This window comes from Bacillus sp. SSR7, assembly GCF_055902415.1.
The window spans coordinates 57,495-76,443 of record NZ_JBVVXV010000020.1 but is presented as its reverse complement, the minus strand read 5'-3'; the positions used below and the strand labels follow the sequence as shown (position 1 = coordinate 76,443).

At 35.5% G+C, this 18,949-nt stretch carries 20 protein-coding genes; 2 read left to right on the top strand and 18 right to left on the bottom strand.

Annotated elements, in window-relative coordinates; translation table 11 throughout:
• Positions 1-7: 7 nt before the first annotated feature.
• The 6 genes from hppD to AC0NJG_RS25865 all read right to left on the bottom strand — a co-directional run bounded on the left by hppD (position 8) and on the right by AC0NJG_RS25865 (position 2,176).
• Positions 8-1,126: a 4-hydroxyphenylpyruvate dioxygenase gene (gene hppD / locus AC0NJG_RS25890; protein WP_000810913.1), complete on the bottom strand. Its 1,119-nt coding sequence runs from the start codon at positions 1,124-1,126 to the stop codon at positions 8-10.
• A 337-nt stretch (positions 1,127-1,463) separates the two neighbouring features.
• Positions 1,464-1,583 (bottom strand): DUF3948 family protein, encoded by a 120-nt coding sequence (locus AC0NJG_RS25885; protein ID WP_140421159.1) that lies wholly within the window; start codon positions 1,581-1,583, stop codon positions 1,464-1,466.
• Positions 1,584-1,618: 35 nt separating this feature from the next.
• On the bottom strand, positions 1,619-1,726 hold the full coding sequence (locus AC0NJG_RS25880; protein WP_000664237.1) for a DUF3948 family protein: 108 nt from the start codon (positions 1,724-1,726) through the stop codon (positions 1,619-1,621).
• A 40-nt stretch (positions 1,727-1,766) separates the two neighbouring features.
• The gene (locus AC0NJG_RS25875; RefSeq protein WP_000654250.1) at positions 1,767-1,883 is read right to left on the bottom strand and encodes a DUF3948 family protein; all 117 of its coding nucleotides are present in this window, start codon (positions 1,881-1,883) and stop codon (positions 1,767-1,769) included.
• Positions 1,884-1,916: 33 nt separating this feature from the next.
• Positions 1,917-2,024, bottom strand: a complete 108-nt coding sequence (locus tag AC0NJG_RS25870; RefSeq protein ID WP_000664237.1) for a DUF3948 family protein — start codon at positions 2,022-2,024, stop codon at positions 1,917-1,919.
• Positions 2,025-2,068: 44 nt separating this feature from the next.
• Positions 2,069-2,176 (bottom strand): DUF3948 family protein, encoded by a 108-nt coding sequence (locus AC0NJG_RS25865; RefSeq protein WP_000664237.1) that lies wholly within the window; start codon positions 2,174-2,176, stop codon positions 2,069-2,071.
• A gap of 450 nt (positions 2,177-2,626) precedes the next feature.
• Here AC0NJG_RS25865 and AC0NJG_RS25860 point away from each other — a divergent pair, with 450 nt between their 5' ends.
• Entirely contained in the window at positions 2,627-3,499 is an 873-nt protein-coding gene (locus tag AC0NJG_RS25860) for a Cof-type HAD-IIB family hydrolase (RefSeq protein ID WP_087952206.1), read from the top strand.
• A 39-nt stretch (positions 3,500-3,538) separates the two neighbouring features.
• Here AC0NJG_RS25860 and AC0NJG_RS25855 read toward each other — a convergent pair whose 3' ends face one another.
• From AC0NJG_RS25855 to AC0NJG_RS25830, 6 genes are all read right to left on the bottom strand, one after another.
• On the bottom strand, positions 3,539-4,504 hold the full coding sequence (locus tag AC0NJG_RS25855) for an ABC transporter ATP-binding protein (protein WP_001294512.1): 966 nt from the start codon (positions 4,502-4,504) through the stop codon (positions 3,539-3,541).
• A complete protein-coding gene (locus tag AC0NJG_RS25850; RefSeq protein ID WP_000030788.1) occupies positions 4,501-5,481 on the bottom strand; it encodes an ABC transporter ATP-binding protein in 981 nt (326 codons plus the stop codon). Before AC0NJG_RS25850 ends, AC0NJG_RS25855 begins: the two co-directional genes overlap by 4 nt.
• A 10-nt stretch (positions 5,482-5,491) precedes the next feature.
• Positions 5,492-6,415 carry an oligopeptide ABC transporter permease gene (opp4C, locus tag AC0NJG_RS25845; protein WP_000447955.1) on the bottom strand — a complete coding sequence of 308 codons (924 nt, stop codon included), beginning with the start codon at positions 6,413-6,415 and terminating at the stop codon, positions 5,492-5,494.
• Between the two features lie 12 nt (positions 6,416-6,427).
• The gene (locus AC0NJG_RS25840) at positions 6,428-7,384 is read right to left on the bottom strand and encodes an ABC transporter permease (RefSeq protein WP_000860691.1); all 957 of its coding nucleotides are present in this window, start codon (positions 7,382-7,384) and stop codon (positions 6,428-6,430) included.
• Between the two features lie 108 nt (positions 7,385-7,492).
• Entirely contained in the window at positions 7,493-9,220 is a 1,728-nt protein-coding gene (locus tag AC0NJG_RS25835) for an ABC transporter substrate-binding protein (RefSeq protein WP_142940664.1), read from the bottom strand.
• Positions 9,221-9,458: 238 nt separating this feature from the next.
• Positions 9,459-11,162 carry an ABC transporter substrate-binding protein gene (locus tag AC0NJG_RS25830; protein ID WP_474063595.1) on the bottom strand — a complete coding sequence of 568 codons (1,704 nt, stop codon included), beginning with the start codon at positions 11,160-11,162 and terminating at the stop codon, positions 9,459-9,461.
• A gap of 236 nt (positions 11,163-11,398) precedes the next feature.
• Between AC0NJG_RS25830 and AC0NJG_RS25825 the strand changes: the two genes are divergently transcribed.
• On the top strand, positions 11,399-11,596 hold the full coding sequence (locus tag AC0NJG_RS25825) for a hypothetical protein (protein WP_000369249.1): 198 nt from the start codon (positions 11,399-11,401) through the stop codon (positions 11,594-11,596).
• An 11-nt stretch (positions 11,597-11,607) separates the two neighbouring features.
• Here AC0NJG_RS25825 and AC0NJG_RS25820 read toward each other — a convergent pair whose 3' ends face one another.
• The 6 genes from AC0NJG_RS25820 to abc-f all read right to left on the bottom strand — a co-directional run bounded on the left by AC0NJG_RS25820 (position 11,608) and on the right by abc-f (position 18,924).
• A complete protein-coding gene (locus AC0NJG_RS25820) occupies positions 11,608-12,753 on the bottom strand; it encodes an ABC transporter permease (RefSeq protein ID WP_474063594.1) in 1,146 nt (381 codons plus the stop codon).
• A 12-nt stretch (positions 12,754-12,765) separates the two neighbouring features.
• On the bottom strand, positions 12,766-13,962 hold the full coding sequence (locus tag AC0NJG_RS25815) for an ABC transporter permease (RefSeq protein ID WP_087996355.1): 1,197 nt from the start codon (positions 13,960-13,962) through the stop codon (positions 12,766-12,768).
• Positions 13,963-13,977: 15 nt separating this feature from the next.
• Positions 13,978-14,910, bottom strand: coding sequence for an ABC transporter ATP-binding protein (locus tag AC0NJG_RS25810; protein ID WP_000960165.1), 933 nt, complete (start codon positions 14,908-14,910; stop codon positions 13,978-13,980).
• Positions 14,911-15,048: 138 nt separating this feature from the next.
• Positions 15,049-15,705, bottom strand: a complete 657-nt coding sequence (locus AC0NJG_RS25805; RefSeq protein WP_087996357.1) for a response regulator — start codon at positions 15,703-15,705, stop codon at positions 15,049-15,051.
• A complete protein-coding gene (locus AC0NJG_RS25800; protein ID WP_087996359.1) occupies positions 15,702-16,895 on the bottom strand; it encodes a sensor histidine kinase in 1,194 nt (397 codons plus the stop codon). The genes AC0NJG_RS25805 and AC0NJG_RS25800 overlap by 4 nt, the downstream gene beginning before the upstream one ends.
• A gap of 148 nt (positions 16,896-17,043) precedes the next feature.
• A complete protein-coding gene (gene abc-f / locus AC0NJG_RS25795) occupies positions 17,044-18,924 on the bottom strand; it encodes a ribosomal protection-like ABC-F family protein (protein ID WP_087996361.1) in 1,881 nt (626 codons plus the stop codon).
• Positions 18,925-18,949 lie beyond the last annotated feature (25 nt).

The following is an 18,949-nucleotide window of genomic DNA, read 5'->3' as shown; positions in this document are numbered from 1 at the left end:
ATAAATTTTATAAATTTCCGCGACGCTCTTGTTCTCTTTCAATTGATTCAAATAACGCTTTAAAGTTTCCTTCTCCAAATCCACGAGACCCTTTACGCTGAATGATTTCAATAAATAAAGTTGGACGATCTACAATTGGTTTCGTAAAGATTTGTAGTAAATAGCCTTCATCATCGCGATCTACTAAGATCTTTAATTCTTTTAACTTATCAATTTCTTCATCAATTTTTCCAACTCGTGCAGTTAATTCATCATAATAAGTATCTGGTGTATCTAAAAACTCCACACCATTTGCACGAAGCGCTTCTACTGTTTTAACAATGTCATTTGTTAGTAAAGCAAGATGCTGTACACCTGCTCCATTGTAGAATTCTAGATATTCTTGAATTTGTGATTTTCGCTTTCCATCTGCTGGTTCGTTAATAGGGAACTTAATACGACTTCCATTTGTCATAACCTTCGACATTAATGCTGAATACTCTGTACTGATATCATCATCATCAAAATGGATCATTTGTTTAAAGCCCATAACGTTCTCGTAATAACTAACCCACTCTTCCATCTTTTCAACATTACCAACTACATGGTCTACAGCAATTAAACCTGACTCTTCAAATGGAATATCAAACTCAGCCTTTTGGAATCCTGGCATAAATGTTCCTTTATAATTTTTACGCTCTACAAGCGTATGAATTGTATCACCATACGTACCAATAACTGCTTTTTTCAATGTACCGTTCTCGTCTGTTAACTCTACAGGTGGAGCAATTGCGACGGCACCACGTTTCACCGCTTCCGAGTATGCTTTATCAACATCATCAACAAGTAATGCCACATCTTTCACGCCATCACCATGAGTCTTTACAAATTCTGCAATACGATTGTCGCTACTTAAAGCTCCAGACACAACGAAACGCATATTTTTTTGCACAAGAACATAAGATACTTTTTCACGATTACCAGTTTCTAATCCAGAGTAAGCCACAATTTTGAATCCGAATGCTCTCGCAAGGTAATAGCTTGATTGCTTTGCATTTCCTACATAAAATTCCAAATGATCTACATCACGTACTGGAAAAAAGTCCTCCATTTGTGCAGCTAGCGTATCCATAGATTTTTGTTTCATAAAATCCTCATCCCCCTGTAAATAGATTAAATGGTCCATACTTAAAACCAACCGAAAACGCTTCCAACATCAATTAATAGAAATTAGTTAGCAAGCTAACAAATTCTGACCTTTAAAATTTTCTATCTTTTCTGTCAAATTCCTCTTTTTTCTTCAAGATAAAATTCGACTTTTTTCTTTTTAAAGTAAAACTTTACTCAGTGGGGATTTACGTGATAGCGGGATAACATGAATACTGGAGGGTATGTACGAAGAAAATAATAAAGACCCCAACATATTAACTGTTTACTAATACGTTAGAGTCTTTATTTTTTTTGAATAATTGTATTTATATATCTCATACTAATACTTTTGCAAGGAATAGAATAAATGATGTTAATACTACTGCTCCACCTAATGATCCTAATAAATCTGTTTTTGTTACTTGTAACATTTGTTCACTGTTCATATTCCTCATTCTCCCTTCGTTTATCTTTTATTACAAAGCTTCTATTATACTAATACGCTTGATAGAAATACGATTAATGCTGTTAATACTACCGCTCCACTTGCTGATCCTACGAAGTCACCTTTTGTTACTTGTAATACTTGCTCTTTCATTTTCCATTCTCCTCTCTTTTTCTTTTTTACAACACTTTTATTATACTAATACGCTTGATAGAAATACGATTAATGCTGTTAATACTACTGCTCCACTTGCTGATCCTACGAAGTCACCTTTTGTTACTTGTAATACTTGCTCTTTCATATCTTTCATTCTCCCTTCTCTTCTTTTGTTACAAAGTTTTTATTATACTAACACGCTTGATAGAAATACGATTAACGCTGTTAACACTACTGCTCCACTTGCTGACCCTACGAAGTCACCTTTTGTTACTTGTAATACTTGTTCTTTCATTTCTTTCATTCTCCCTTCATTTGTTTTTTGTTACAAAACTTCTATTATACTAATACGCTTGATAGAAATACGATTAACGCTGTTAACACTACTGCTCCACTTGCTGATCCTACGAAGTCACCTTTTGTTACTTGTAATACTTGCTCTTTCATATTATGTATCCTCCTTTTTTAATAAGTTATCTATATGTAATTTCTAAGAAATGTTTATTTCATAGTTTTTATGTTAGCGTTACATTAAATTTAATAACGTAACGTTTGTAACATTAATGTAACATAACTATTATTACCTTGCAATATAATTACGTAAATTTTATTACACTTTTTTTACGTTTTTTATAAACATCCTCAAAAACCTTGATTTAATGCATTTTATACTACCTTCATGTTTGTAACATTCATGTAATATTACAGTCATATAGCGAAACATCCCCATATCCACCTCTACTTTTGTTACAAATTAACATAAATCTTTCATGAATAAAGTGGAATCCATCCAATTCTTACTGATAGTTTATGAGAGGTAAAATACAATCTTTCCAAGATAAGTTTATATGTTTCCTCCATATAACTATGTATAATAAAAGCAAAGAGGTGGTCATTTTGAAATTAATCGCATTAGATATGGATGGTACACTACTATCATCTAATCTTGAAATCTCCAACGAGAACTTACAAGCTATCCAAACTGCTAAAGAGGCTGGTCATATAGTTATGATTTGTTCTGGTCGTGCAAAAGAAGATGCTTTAAAATTATTGGAAGAATATAAACTATCTCTTCCAGTTGGAGCGAGCAATGGGGCAATTGTTTATGTGGATGGAAAAGTAATTAACTCGCGTTGTTTACAAAACGATAAAGTATACAAGCTTGCAAAATTACTAGAATCTGAAGGTTTTCCTTATAAGCTATATACGAATAAAGGAGTTTATTCTCCATATACATGGCAAGATCAAGTCATGCAAGCGTTCGAAGAGAACAAGCATGCACTAGATGTTACACTTAAGGAACTTGAAAGAATTACAGAAAAACAAAAGAAATCAAACTTAATTACTGATTTCCAAAAAATAGAAGATGTTGTAAATAATACAGAATTAGAAATATCTAAATTCTTCATTTTGACGTTTAACGCAGAGCATCGTACACAGCTATTAAGCGTATTACAAGAAGACACCGATATTTCAGTTACAGCATCCGCTCCTACTAATGTAGAAATTATGGATAAGCATGGTCATAAAGGGAACGGTCTACAAGAAATGGCTGCTTATTTCAATATACCAATTGAAGATACTATTGCGATTGGGGACAACTTTAATGATGTGCCAATGTTACAAGTAGCTGGCTTATCAGTTGCAATGGGAAATGCTGAAGAAGATGTAAAAAAACTATGTGATGTTGTCACATTAACAAACAATGAACATGGTGTTGCTCATGCAATCGAGCAATTTGTATTGAAACAAGCTTCATCTAGTAAATAAAAAAAGGACTCTTTCAACTTCTGAAAGAGTCCTTCTCTTTTATACATGGTGACAAGCAACAAAGTGCTCTTCACCAACATTACGGAATTCCGGTACCGTTTGTTTACAAATATCTGTTGCAAATGGACAACGTGTATGAAAGCGACAACCTGAAGGTGGATTCGCCGGGCTTGGAATATCACCCTCTAGTATAATTCGCTCTCGCTTCACTGTTGGATCTGGTATTGGCACAGCGGATAACAATGCTTTTGTATACGGATGAAGTGGATTTGTAAATAACTCATCACGTGGCGCTGTTTCCACAATCGTTCCTAGATACATAATTCCAATCTTCGTACATAAATGCTCTACTACGCTTAAATCATGTGAAATGAATAAATAAGATAGTCCCTTTTTCTCCTGTAACTCGCTAAATAAATTAATGATTTGTGCTTGAATAGATACATCTAGTGCTGCCACAGGTTCGTCAGCTACAATAAATTCTGGATTTAATACCATAGCTCTTGCGATAACGATACGTTGGCGTTGTCCACCAGAAAACTCATGAGGGTACCGGTCAATATGATATGGGGCTAAGCCACATAACTCTAATACTTCTGTCACTTTTTCACGAACATTTTCTTTCGTCGCTAATCCGTGAGCTAACATCGGCTCACCAAGCGCTTCCCCAATTCTCATTCTCGGATTTAATGAGCTAAACGGATCTTGGAAGACAAGTTGCATATTAGGACGATGTTTTCTCAATTCTTCCTTAGATAAAGAGTGAACATCTTGCCCTTTAAACTTCACTTCCCCTTCCGTTTTTTGGACGAGACGTAAAATTGTTTTTCCTATCGTCGTTTTTCCGCTTCCCGATTCCCCAACGAGGCCGAACACTTCACCTTTATTAATAGTAAAACTTACCCCATCAACTGCTTTTACATGTCCAACCGTTCTACTAAATATGCCGCCTTTAATTGGAAAATATGTTTTTAAGTTTTTTACTTCTAATAATGGTTCACTCATTGTTTCGCACGCTCCTCATATAACCAGCAAGCAACTTTATGATTCTCATCATGTACATTCAAACTTGGCGCTTCTTCTTTACATATTTCCATACAATGCTCACAACGGCCGCTAAAGTAGCAAAACTCATCCAAACCAACTAAATTAGGAACTTGCCCTGGAATAGAATATAGTTTATCTATTCGTTTTCCCATCACTGGTTTTGATTTCAACAAACCTTTCGTATACGGGTGTTTCGGATTTTGAAATATTTCTAGTACTGGTGCTTCTTCAATAACTTTCCCGCCATACATAACGACAACGTAATCCGCCATTTCTGCTACAACGCCTAAATCATGTGTAATTAATAAAATGGATGTTTTAAATTCCTCTTTTACTTGTCTTAATAAATCTAATATTTGAGCTTGAATCGTAACATCAAGAGCCGTTGTCGGTTCATCGGCAATTAATAACTTAGGATTACAACTAAGTGCAACAGCAATCATAATACGTTGTAACATACCACCACTTAATTCGTGTGGATAAGAATGGACGATTTCATCCGCACGAGCTATGCCGACTTTACGAATTAACTCAATTGCCTTCTTATATGCTTCATTTTTACTAAGCAGTTCATGCTCCCTTAACGTCTCTACAATTTGTTCCCCTACAGTAAAGACCGGATTTAGCGATGTCATCGGTTCTTGGAAAATCATCGCAATATCATTCCCTCGTAAACTACGAAGCTCTTTTTCTTTCATTCCTAAAAGACTTTTTCCTTCATATAAAATGTCTCCACCTACTACACTGCCTGATTCAGCAATAAGTCCCATAATGGATAAAGCTGTTACACTTTTCCCGCAACCTGATTCACCTACAACACAAACAGTTTCACCTTCTCGAACAGAAAAACTAACATGATTCACAGCTTTTACTGTCCCTTCTTCTGTCTGAAAGTGTGTTTGTAAATCTTTCAGCTCTACTACCGCTTTACTCATATTCCCTCACCTACCGTCTCATCTTTGGATCTAACGCATCACGAAGTGCATCACCAAGTAAATTAATGGATACAACTGTTATAAAAATTGCGAAACCAGGCGGAATCCATAACCACGGACGCTTTTGAAAATCAATTAATGAGTTCGCTGCGCTAATCATATTCCCCCATGATGGTGTAGGTGGGACGACTCCGAGACCTAAGTAACTTAGTGCGGACTCACTTAAAATAGATCCAGCCACGCCCAAAGTTGCTACAACAATAAGCAACGGAAAGACATTAGGAATTAAATGATGAATAATTTTTCGAGAATCCTTTAATCCTAATACATCTGCTGCTTGCATAAAGGCTTGCTCCCGCAATGTTAAAATTTGTCCTCTCACAAGACGAGCAAGTCCTGGCCATCCTACTAAACTCAAAATAATCATTACAACATATAAACGGTATTCTGATGGTAATTTCCATTCTGATAAAATTGCTCCCATTATAATAAGTAGCGGTAATCCCGGAATGGACATTAACACATCCGCAACACGCATAATTAAATGATCCACAACCCCTCGATAAAAACCAGCAATTGCTCCTAATAAAGCTCCTAGTATAACGGATAGTAGCATCGACGCTAAACCAATTGTTAATGAAATACGCCCTGCTTGCATAAGTCTAGTTAAAATATCCCGTCCCAACTGGTCTGTTCCAAGCCAATGTGACAGGCTGGGCGGTTTATTAATGTGTGTTACTTGTACTTTCCCATCTGCATACGGTGAAAAGATTGGACCGATAAAACTAAATAAAAACATAAATATTAAAATGTATAAACCACACAGTGCCATCTTATTTTTCTTGATTTTTTTATATGCTTGGCGCCATGGTGATGATTCATTTCTCTTTTTCCGTTCTTTCTTTTTCTCTATTATTGGTGTAATAGTCTCCATATCTTTCCCCCCTTACTTCAATCGAATTCTTGGATCAACAAACGCATATACAATATCAGCTAAGAAATTAGCCATAATTGTTAAACAAGAAAGAAACATTGTAAACGCCATTAATACCGTATAATCACGGAAGTTTAATGCTTCTAATTGAATACTCCCAATCCCTGGCCAATTAAAAATCTGTTCAATAATAATAGCTCCTGAAAATAAACCCGGTAATTCAAAAGCGAGTAATGTAATTGCTGGCAAAATTGCATTTTTCAATGCATGTTTATAAATAACGGTTCTTTCTTTTAAACCTTTTGCACGAGCGGTACGAATATAATCTTGTCTAATAACATCCAACATGCCGGTTCTAAAATATCGTGTTAACGATCCTACACCAAGAAGCGTTAAAATAAATACAGGTAGAATCATATGACGTAATACCTCTAATATGTATGCTATCCCTGTTGAGTTACTCCCAATATCAATCATGCCACCAATAGGTAATAACTTTAAATCAACTGCTAATAATTTAATTAAAAATAGTCCGATAAAGAATGATGGAAATGACATTGCTGCAAAGACACCGATTGTTACCAATCTATCAAACCAAGAGTGCTGCTTTGTTGCAGAAATAACCCCAATAATAAGAGCAATAATCCACGTGAAAAATAAAGCTGCAACAGCAACAATAAATGTATTCCAAATGAATTTATTAAGTAATGAAGTTACCGGTTCTTGATACTGTAAAGAAAACCCAAAATCACCATGCAAAGCATTCACTAACCAATGAAAATACCTTTCAATAATTGGTTTGTTTAAGCCGTATAATTCCCTTAATTCTTGGGCTCTCTCTGGTGTTAACTTTGGATTTGAATCAATATAATCTCCCGGCAAAAGTGCAAATAAGAAAAAAATAATAATAGATGTACCAAACAATGTAGGGATCATTTGAAGGAACCTACGAATGATATATGTTTTCACCTTTTGTCTCCCCAATCCTATTTACTTAAAAATAGAAGAACATTTTTTCAAAACAGCTACCATTCCATTGCTGTGTGAAAAAACGTCTTCTATTATTTAGGTCAATCCTTATTGTTCAATAGATAATACTGGTAAGTTGGAACTGATGCCATCGTACTTTTCTGGATCAATTCCTTTTATACGTGCATTATGAGCATAAAGTAGTTTACGATAGTTTAATAAAATAACTGGTGGATCATCACTTAACTCTTTATACAGTTCTTTATAAATCGCTTTACGTTTTTCAATATCTGTCGTCCCTATACCTTTTCCAATCAATTCATCCACTTTTGGGTTATTATAACCCGTATCACTTTTTGGATTAGTTGATAAGTAATCACTTACAACTTCACTTGGATCACTAATTCCTGGTGTTGAAACTGCCGCTAAATCGTAGTCACCTTTTCCTACTTTTGAAAGCATCGTATTAAAGTCCATCAACTCTGGATTTAATTCAACACCAATTTCTTTGTAACTTTCTTTTGCAATAGGAATAAAGATATCATTTGTTTTACCTGTATTTGATGCGTAGTATGTTAATTTTAATTTTTGACCATCTTTTTCACGAACCCCGTCAGAACCTACTTTCCAACCAGCCTCATCCAATAATTTTTTAGCCTTTTCTACGTCGTGTGGGTATTTATTAATACCTTCTTCTGTATATGCCCATGAAACTGGAGCAATTGGTACGTTAGCAACAGAGCCATATCCTTGTAAAGCTGTATCCACATACTTCTTACGGTCTAATCCATAAGTAAGTGCTTGGCGTACCTTTTTATCTTTCAAATACGACTTCTTATTATTTACATAGATATAAGCAATATCACTTGATGATTCAAGATTAATGTTTGCAAACTCTAATCCTTTTAATTGGTCTATATTTTCAGGGTTCGCTCTAAATCCACTATAGTCCAGTTCACCTGTTTGGAATAATTGGAATCCAGTATCACCTGATGTGATTTTATAAATAAAGTTTTTAATTTTTGGTTTACCTGCATAATAATGTTCGTTAGCAACAAAGCGTACTTCTTGACCTGGAACATATTTTTCAAATTTATATGGACCCGCTGCAATTGGTTGCCCATATAATGCTTTTAAATAGTCTAAACTTGTATTTTGTTTATAATCTTTTCCATAATAAGCTTTTGATAGCACTGGGCCACCTAAATTCGTTAGCGCCTGTGAATTAACTTTTTCAGTTGTAATTTTAATTGTCTGTGGATCAACAACTTGAATCCCTTCAATAGAAGTTGCTTTTCCTTCTTTATATTCTTTCCCACCTTTAACAGCATACTGAGCAATATCCAATCCACCTTCATACGCTTTATCATGAAGTAGTGTTAATGTAAATGCTACATCATCCGCTGTTAAAGGCGACCCATCACTAAATTTTAAATTTTTACGTAAGTGGAATGTATATGTTAACTGGTCAGCAGAAATATCCCATTTTTCCGCAAGATCCGGAACAGGTTTACTTTGTTTGTCTGTTGTTACTAGTGACGCAAAAATTACAGACGTTACATTTCCATCCCAACCATTCTCTTGGAAATATGGAAGGAAAACTCCTCCTGGCTTAGAAATGGCCGTAATAAAAGTATCCTTTCGCTGATTTGCTTTCTCTGGACTTTTCTTTTTATCTGTAGCTGGAATTGATTCGATCTTAGCGTCTTTTAAGTCTTGCTTTTTTACTGGTTCTGTAGAAGCCGTATCCTCCTGTCCCCCACAAGCAGATAACACAAGCGAACTACTCAGTAATACCGAAAATACACCAGCCCATTTTTTTGTCTTTTTCTTCATTGTCCCCACCCTAACTTTTTAATAGTGATACCCTTTGAACTTATTAGCTTATGTATGCCTCCCACAGCATATTTATAGCCAATCGGAAAAGTCGGTTTTAATCGTAAAAAAATAGATGTTTTTGAGGGGTAACAATCCTATTCCGACCTTTCCGGTAGACTTTATGGTTATTAGCTTATATCTTCCGTTATATTTTGTCAATTCTTTCTAAATAAATATTTTGAGAATTTTTTCAAAATTATTGTTCTATCTTTAATTTAGGTAAACTTAACAAAATACCGTTATAGTTATCTTCTTGTAATCCTTGAATGCGTGCATGATGTGCAGACACAACTTTACTATTATTTAAGAAGATTACAGGCGGATCTTCACTCAACTCCTGGTACAACTTTTTATAAATTTCTTTTCGTTTTTCAATATCTAATGTTTCTAGTGCCTGCTTCGCTAATTCATCTACTTTCGGATTATGGTATCCATCATAGTTTCGTTTACTTGTTGAAACAAACTCCTCAATTGTTCCACTCGGATCATCAATCATTGGCGTAGATACCATTGCTAAATCATAATCACCTTTTATCACTTTTGAAATCATTGTATTAAAGTCCATATATTCTGGGTTAAACTCTACACCAAGCTTTTTATAATCCTCTTTCATCACCGGGATCATTACATCATTTATTTTACTTGCAGAAGAAGCAAAATAACTTACCTTCAATTTTTGACCATCTTTTTCGCGGATTCCATCTGAACCAGCTTTCCATCCAGCCTCATCCAATAATTTCTTTGCTTTCTCTAAGTTATACTCATATTTATTAATACCTTCTTCTGTATACGCCCAAGAAACTGGCGTAATCGGTACATTAACGAGTGACGCATATCCTTGGAAATACGTATCAACAACTTTTTGACGCTCTAATCCGTAAATAAATGCTTGGCGGACACGCTTATCTTTAAAGTAGGGTTTCTTATAATTCATTTTAATGTAGCCGTAAGAGCTTCCTGTATATACATTAATATTGGCAAAACCTAAATCCTTTAACTGTTCAATCGTCTCCGTGTTTGTCGTAAAACCATCATAATCTACTTCCCCGGCTTGAAATTGTTGTAGCTTTGTATCACCTTTTGAAATTTTATAAATAAAGTGCTCAATCTTCGGTTTTCCTTCAAAATAATTTTCATTAGCTACAAATCGAACCTCTTGACCAGGAATATATTTATCTAACTTATAAGCTCCTGCTCCCATCGGCTTCCCATACAACTCTTTTAAGTACTCCAAGTGTCCTTGCCTATACTCTTTCCCGTAATAAGCTTTAGATATAACTTCTCCACCGATTAATGATAGTGTTTGAGCATTTACCCTTTCAGTCGTAATCGTAATTGTTTTCGGATCAATGACTTGAATTCCCTCAATAGAGGTTGCCTTCCCTTCTTTATAAGCTTGCCCACCCTTTATTGCTGTTTGACTTATATCAGTCGCTCCACTATAAGTTGGATCGTGTAATAGCGTTAATGTAAATGCTACATCATCTGCAGTTAGTGGTGATCCATCACTAAACTTTAAACCATCTTTCAAATGGAACGTATATGTAAGCTGATCCCCCGAAATATCCCACTTCTTCGCTAAAATTGGAATTGGTTTTCCTTCCTTATCGAGTCCAACAAGAGGTGCAAAGATAGCTTGCGTTATATTACCATCCCATCCATTCTCCATAAAGTGCGGAAGGAATATCCCTCCAGGACTCGGCATTCCAACTACAAAAGTATCTTTTCTTTCTTTTGCTTTTACGGGACTTTTTGCTTTGTCGCTTGCCTGAATAAATTCATCTTTTACTTTCGGTACGTTCCTGGCCTCGTTTGTACTCGCTTCCTCTTGACCACATCCGGCTAGTAATACTGATACACTCAAAAATGTAGCAATTGCTCCTTTAAAAACATTTTTCATTGCACTATCACCTTTACCTTCCTAATTTTTAACGATGTAGGAACATAGACTCCTTTCTATAACCACATTTATTATTCCTATAAAAATAGTATGAATTAATTTCAAGATTATTCCTTTCCTTTAAACATGTCAACCGTTCTCTTTTATTTCGTATTAAAAAATTAAAAATCCACTTCTATTCGTTCCGTATGAAACATAGAATACTAATAACCAATTACCAAAAAGGGGGCGAAAACATGGACAACCTATTCCAATACGTCCTGCACTACGTATTATTAACCATTATGATAGTCGGGGCGCTATTACTATTCCCATTCTTCCCAAAGTTCGTCCTCTTTTTAGCTTTTTTTATTATGCTCGGGATCGCTATTATCATTTCAACAAAGGAAGATACCACACAAAAAGAAAACAGAGTTCAGCGTGTAAAGCTGTAACTCTGTTTTTTTCAGTCGTAACGTATTCTTGTTAAACTAATTATGAAAAAGACTCCTGCAAATAAAATGAGTATACCAATATATCCCCCTATATCTGCCAATGTACCTCCCCTTACAATTAACTCCGTAAAGCCACGCATCGCCCAAGTTTGCGGAACAAAATTTGCTGCCGTCTGCATCCATGGTGGTTCAATTTCAATCGGCCAATAAAGACCGCCAATCATGCATGTTGAAATCACAACGATATTACCTAATGCAGACTGTTGTTCTGTTGTTTTCACGATACTTGCTAATAATAAGGCTAGACCAATGACAGCTAATAATAACACGGAAACGAGTATAATAACCCCTAATAAATTTCCCCACTGCACATTAAATAAGGAATGCGTTAATATCATTAGAACACCAAATTGAATCCACCCTATTAAAAAGAATGAAAGGATATATCCCGTTAGTATTTGAACTTTTGAAACTGGTGCTTCTAATAAACGAGACCAAACACCAAGTTGTCTAGCTTTCAAAATAGTCCCCGTCGCACTTAACATAACAATCATAACAAATAGAATTGAAAATCCTGCCGCTCGCCCTGTAACGTTATTTAACTTTTGATCATCATGTGAAATTGATTCTTTTTGAATCGAAGCAGGTTCTACTTTTGTATAGATTTCTTTATACATAGGTTCCCACGAGGCGTTGCTTTTCTTCTCAAAATCGCTCGCTGCACTAACTTCTATCTCCATTTTTTTTAATGCACTTGCCAATACTTGCTCTACAGAAGTTCCACCAGTAAAATCAGCACTGGCTTGAAACTGAATATTTTCTATCCTTCCATCTAACATATTCTTTTGAAAGTCTTTCGGAATAAGAACTATACCGGATGATTTTTTGTTTTCAATCTTCTGTTTGCCTTCCTTATACGTTACCTTCTCTATAGAAATTAAGTCACTTTTCTTTATGTCCTCGTAATACTTGCTAGATAATACAGAACCATCTTCATCTACTAAGCTAACATTTACTTTCGTATTCCCACTTCCACCCAAAAGTCCGCCGAAAATGAGTGTAAAAATAATAGGCATTCCAAACATAAGTATATAACTTTGTGGTTTTATTAAAATTTGTTTTAACTCTAGCCAACAAAGTGCCCAAACCTTCTTCATCATTTCTCCCTCCTATCTCGTACGTAAACGTAATGTTCCTATCATAACGGAGACAATTCCTGCACTACATAAACTAAAAATAACAGGGAGTAGCACATCCCAAGATGTTCCCGACATAATATTTAAAAAGCTTGTAAGTGCCCATTTATTCGGAGCAATATTCGCAATGGTTTGAAGTGTATCAGGGAATACATAAATCGGTAACATTGATCCTCCTAATATAGCGAGTATTTGAATACCGATTCCTCCCATTACATCTGCCGTTTTTTCCTCACGAATAAAAGCGGCAATTAACATAGATAAACCAGAAACACAAATTGCATAAGAAATTCCTATCGCTACTATTTGAGACAAGTCTCCGCCCCATTCCACATGAAACATAAAGTGTGTAGCAACTATAAATATTCCAAATTGTATACATGCAAATAATAATGTACCTAAAAACTTCCCAAATAAAATTGAAAATGAGCTCGTTGGTGTACTAAACAAACGCGCCAACGTTTCAGTTCGTTGCTCTGTGACAACTGACTTTGCACCTACCGTTATGTTATATAGTAAGAACATGACTAACATCGCTGCTGCATAATACTGCATCGCTGCAACTGTTTTTTTACCTATCGTTCCTTTTTCAATGTTATCTGTACCCGAAGTTGCTACTGTTTGTAAATCTCCACTTACTTCTTTTGCAACTTGTTCCACATTACTATGCTGAGACTTTGCTAATTCCGTCACAACACTTTTAGTAGATACCGCAACTGTTTGAACACGCTCTGAAAAAGAGCGGATCATTGATTCAGCGATTTTTGCTTGTATATCTTTTGATGGGTCTATAAGCACCTTTGGCTCTTTTAATTTTCCATCTTGTACTTGTTCGCTCCATTTATTTGGGATGATGATTCCCACATCGATTTTCTTTTCCTTCAACATATCTTCAAGCTCTTCCTGAGAATTAACTATCTTTACTTTCACATCATCTTTTAATTCTTTAGATTGCAATACTTCTTTTTGAAAGACATCTGCAAACTCATCAGTTCCTACTTGATAATAGCCAATCACTGTTTTTGGTAGTCCACCATTATCAAATATATTACTTAACGCTGAACCTAAAATCGCTGTTAATAAAAGCGGCATAATTAACATCATCATAAATCCGCGTCGATCAATTAAACGTATTTTTAAATCTTTCCATGCAATAATAAAACTTTTCATCCCGCACTAACCTCCTTAATCACGAAGTGAACGTCCTGTTAATTGTAAAAAGAGTGCCTCCAAATTCGGTTCTTGCACTTCAAGCTTTAAAATTTGAGCGTTGTTCTCCACCACTACTGACACAACTGTACCAATGGACTCACCACCATTTAGCCCAATATCAATCGTACTATTATCTTCATCAAAAATAATTCGTTCAACAACAGATAGTGCTTTCAACTTTTGTAGCAGTTCCGTACTATAACGATTTAATTGCAATCTCACTATAAACCCATCTGCCAGGCGATTACATAGCTCCCTTTTCGTTCCTAATGCAATTACCTTTCCATGATCAACAATTGCAATTCTTTCACATAAATACTCTACTTCTTCCATGTAATGACTCGTATAAATAACTGTCATCCCTTTTTCATTTAATTTTTTAACAGTCTCTAAAATATGGTTTCTCGATTGCGGATCAATCCCAACTGTCGGTTCATCCATAATTAACAACTCTGGCTCATGCATAAGTGCGGCACCAATATTAATACGTCTTTTCATTCCACCTGAAAATGTTTCAATTTTATCTTTTCCACGGTCCTGTAAACCGACGTAAGCCAATACTTCCTCCGCTCGCTCTTTTGCAACTTTTCCATTTAAACCGTACATCTTTCCCCAAAAAACCAAATTTTCCTTCGCTGAAAGTGTTGGATAGAGCGCAATGTCTTGTGGAACAATACCAATTTTCTTTTTCGCCTCTAATGGATATTCTTTTACAGATTTCCCACCAACTTTTATATCGCCACTGTCGTATGAAATTAACCCGCAAATCATTGATATCGTCGTTGATTTTCCCGCTCCATTTGGACCAAGCAATCCGAATGTTTCCCCTTTCTTCACCTCAAAAGAAACATTCTTTATGATTTTCTTCTTACCAAATGATTTCGTAATATGATCTATGACTAACATACTGATTCAGCCCCTTTGCATTCATCTACACTTTCATTGTAGAAAAATTTCTTCTTCTCTCCATCATCCTTGAGATAGAAATACAAAATAAAAAAGCAGCAAATTCTGCTGCTTTTTCACACTTATATATGCCAAAAGTCATGTGTACATCGTGATGCCATACCTTACTGCGTATATGGCTGCTTGCGTTCGATCTCTCAGTTCTAACTTACTAATTAAATTAGAAACATGATTCTTAACAGTTCCCTCTGTAATAAATAACTTTTCCGCAATCTCCTTATTATTTAACCCAAGTCCAATTTCCCTTAAAACATCTACTTCTCGCTCAGTTAATTGCGCTAATTGTTCTGGTGTGGTGCACTCTACTGCTACTTTTGTCTTTTTTAATTCTTTTATGATTTGCGCTGTTATATCCTGAGGAAGCACAGCCCCTCCACTATGCACCGTTAAAATTGCTTGAGCGATTGCATCTGTCTCCATGTCCTTCAATAAATAACCACTTGCTCCTCGCTCCAATGCTTCAAAGATAAGCTCACTATCACTAAAAGTCGTCAACATAAGTACCTTTATATGAGGGAACTGTTCTCTAACTAAACGTGTTCCTTCAACACCATTCATACGAGGCATCCGAATATCCATCAAAATAATTTCAGGATGTAGCTCTTTCACCTTTTGTATCACTTCGTCTCCATCTGTAGCAGTTCCCACTACTTCAAGTTCTTGACGTAAGTTTAATAACATCGCTAAACCATCACGAATGAGTGATTGATCATCAACAATCATAATCCGAATCATACAGTTCCCCCTATTAACCACGTTTTCTCCTGAAGTGGAAATTCAATCTGTAACCGAAAGCCTTTTTCTATCTCACTCTCAAATTGAATAGTTCCACCATGTTCCTCTACTCGTTCTCTCATATTAAGTAAACCAAAACCAGGGCTTACCTCGTTAACTCCCAAGCCATTATCCAAAATACATAGTTTAACTTGTTTCGCCGAACAAGTTAAACTCACTTCACATAAACTCGCTTTGCCATGCCGCTTTGCATTTGTTAAAGACTCTTGCATAACCCGGAGGAGTGTAGGTTGTAGTGACAACGGAATCAAAACCGGATCCCCTTGTAATTGAAAAGATACTTGTACTTTCGTCGCTTTAGAATATCCATGTAACATTTCACGCATATTTTCTATTATGTTCCCTAGTTTACCTTCTTCTTTTAAGGCATGTACAGATGCTCTCACCTCTTGAAGTGATTTCCTGGCTAGCCCATGACATGTATGTAAAACCTCTTCCGTAGCGTCCGACTTTTGTTTCCACAAAGCCTCTGCAAGTTGTAATTGGACAAGTAAGGCTGTCATATTATGACCGACAGTATCATGAATTTCTCGGGCAATATCATTTCGCTCTCGAACGGCTGTCAATTCTTCTACCTCTTTGGCATATAGACGTAATTGTTCATGCGCTTCTTTTAGAGCTGTATGAGACAATGTCAATTCCTCATATTGCTCATCTACCATTTTCCGAGCAGCTGTAAGTTTTTTTATTAAGCTTCCAGCTAAAGCACTAAAAACGATAAACATAAAATTAATAGCATTACTCTCCAATTCTAAACTACCTGTATGTTCATAAGCATGTATTATATTTATAAACCAGCAAAGAAAGAAAAAAGTAATAAAAAAGTACATCATGCTTCTACGAAATTCATGAATAAATAGCCCTACTGCATCAATTCCAAATATAATTAAATATAAACATGTCTCAGGAAATAAAAAACCTAATAAAGCTGTAACTATCCCATTCGCTAATAGTGTATAAAAAACAAGTTTTTTACCTCCATCCACTTTTACTAGCAAAATATGATTCACAATATAAATAAAAAGTGCTATACCCACAAAAAATTGCAAATGTGCTGTTTCACGTGAAACATGGTTTGCATAAACAAAACAGATCATGACGATTGTAGCAATTCTCGCGTATCCTAACATAAAATTCTCCTCACGTTTTAATAACCTAAAGTGCGCCTCTTCATTGTGATAACAAGAAAATTATACCAATTATTTCTCTATTCTTATACAAAAGAGCAAGCCCTCCTCAAAATATGAGAAAACAACTTGCTCTTTCATTCTAATTTCTTTACTCCACAATATTCTCTAACTCATTATATAACTCCGCTCGTAACAACTCTTTCTTCGATTTTTCTTCATACAATTGTTCAAGCATTTCAACATCAACTACATGTTCCATCTTACACTCAAGCGTATATATATCTTCTTCAACATGCATTAACTCGGTTTCAATCTCCTCAATATTCCTAGCTTCTTTCTTTTTTACAGGGGCTGTTTCAATCCTTTTTCTTCCTTGGCGCTGTTGCTTTATTACTTGTGTCTCAAGTTTTTCTTCCCACTTTTGACGAGCCCATGCATAGTTCCCTGCAAACTCAAATAATTTACACTCATCAATCCAATACGTCTTTTCAAATAACTTATTTAAAAAATAACGATCATGTGAAACAGCTAAAATCGTCCCATTATATTGTTCAAGGGCTTCCTCTAAAACTTCCCTTGATTCAATGTCGAGATGATTTGTCGGCTCATCTAAAATTAAAAAATTGATATCTTGATACATAAGTTGTGCAAGTCTTAACCTCATTTTTTCTCCACCACTCAGTTGCGTTACTTTCTTAAACACCGCTGGACCATAAAATAAAAACTTAGCTAATATATGTCTCGCTTCTCCCTCTGTTACAGCTACACATTCCCTGAAAGCCTCCAATACATTACTCTTCATATTTCCGTACGCATGCTGGGATAAATAACCGATTTTCACACTACTTCCAATTCGAATTTCTCCACCGTCTGGTTCTATTTCTTCTAATAATAACTTTAATAGCGTTGTCTTTCCTGTACCATTACGACCAACGATAGCCGCACGCTCTTGAAAACGAACATGTAAATTTGCTTCGTTAAATAAAAGATGTTCGGCAAATCCTTTACTCACTTCTTTCATTACAACAACATCTTTCCCACTTCTCTCTTGCCCTTCAAACTGAAGTCCCATTTGTTTTCGTTCTAAAATAGGTTTTTTTAGTTTCTCCATCCGTTCCAGTGCACGTTCCATACTTCTTGCTCTCTTATGCAATCCTTCATTCGGAGGATTCGCCTGATTTGCCCATTCACGTAATCGCTTAATTGCTTCTTTCATTTTCTTTATTTTCTTTTGCTGTTCTTGATAAGTCTGAAACTCCTGAAGTAACCTTTCTTCCTTCTCTTCAACAAACCGAGAATAGTTTGTATGGTACACGTGAATCTCTCCATCTTCTAAATCAAAAATCTTCGTTACAACTTCATCAAGGAAATAGCGATCATGTGAAATAACCATAACTGTTCCGTTGTATTCTTTTAAAAATTGCTCTAACCATTCGACTGCAAATAAATCTAAATGATTGGTTGGTTCATCTAATAAAAGTAAATCTGGTTTCTGCAACAGCATGTATGCAAGGCTTACTTTTGTTTGCTCCCCACCACTTAACTCCAGAAATGATCGATGGAATAGTTCTATCACCTGTAGACCATTTGCTACCTTCATAATGTTCGCTTCGATTTCATAACCACCTAGAAACGCAAACTTTTCTTGGATGATTCCGTATCTCTCCATTAACTTTTGTAAAACAGAAGATTCCTGTTCTTCCGCCATATGTTTTTCTAAAGTACGCATTTCTCTTTCTAATTCTTTTTCTATTTTAAAAGCGGAACTCAATACTTCATATACAGTCATACTCTCATCAAATTTCGGAATTTGTGCTACATGACCAATACGTGTACCTTTCTTCATATGAATGGCCCCTGCATCTAAACTTTCCATTCCAGTTAGAAGCTGAAAGATTGTTGTCTTCCCACTACCGTTACGACCAACTAATCCAACACGTTCACCATTCTTTATTTCAAGCGATATATTTTCAAATATGATGTTTCCACCAAAAGATTTCGTTACATTATTTACACTACAAATTGTCATTTTCCGTACTCCTTTCAATATAAAA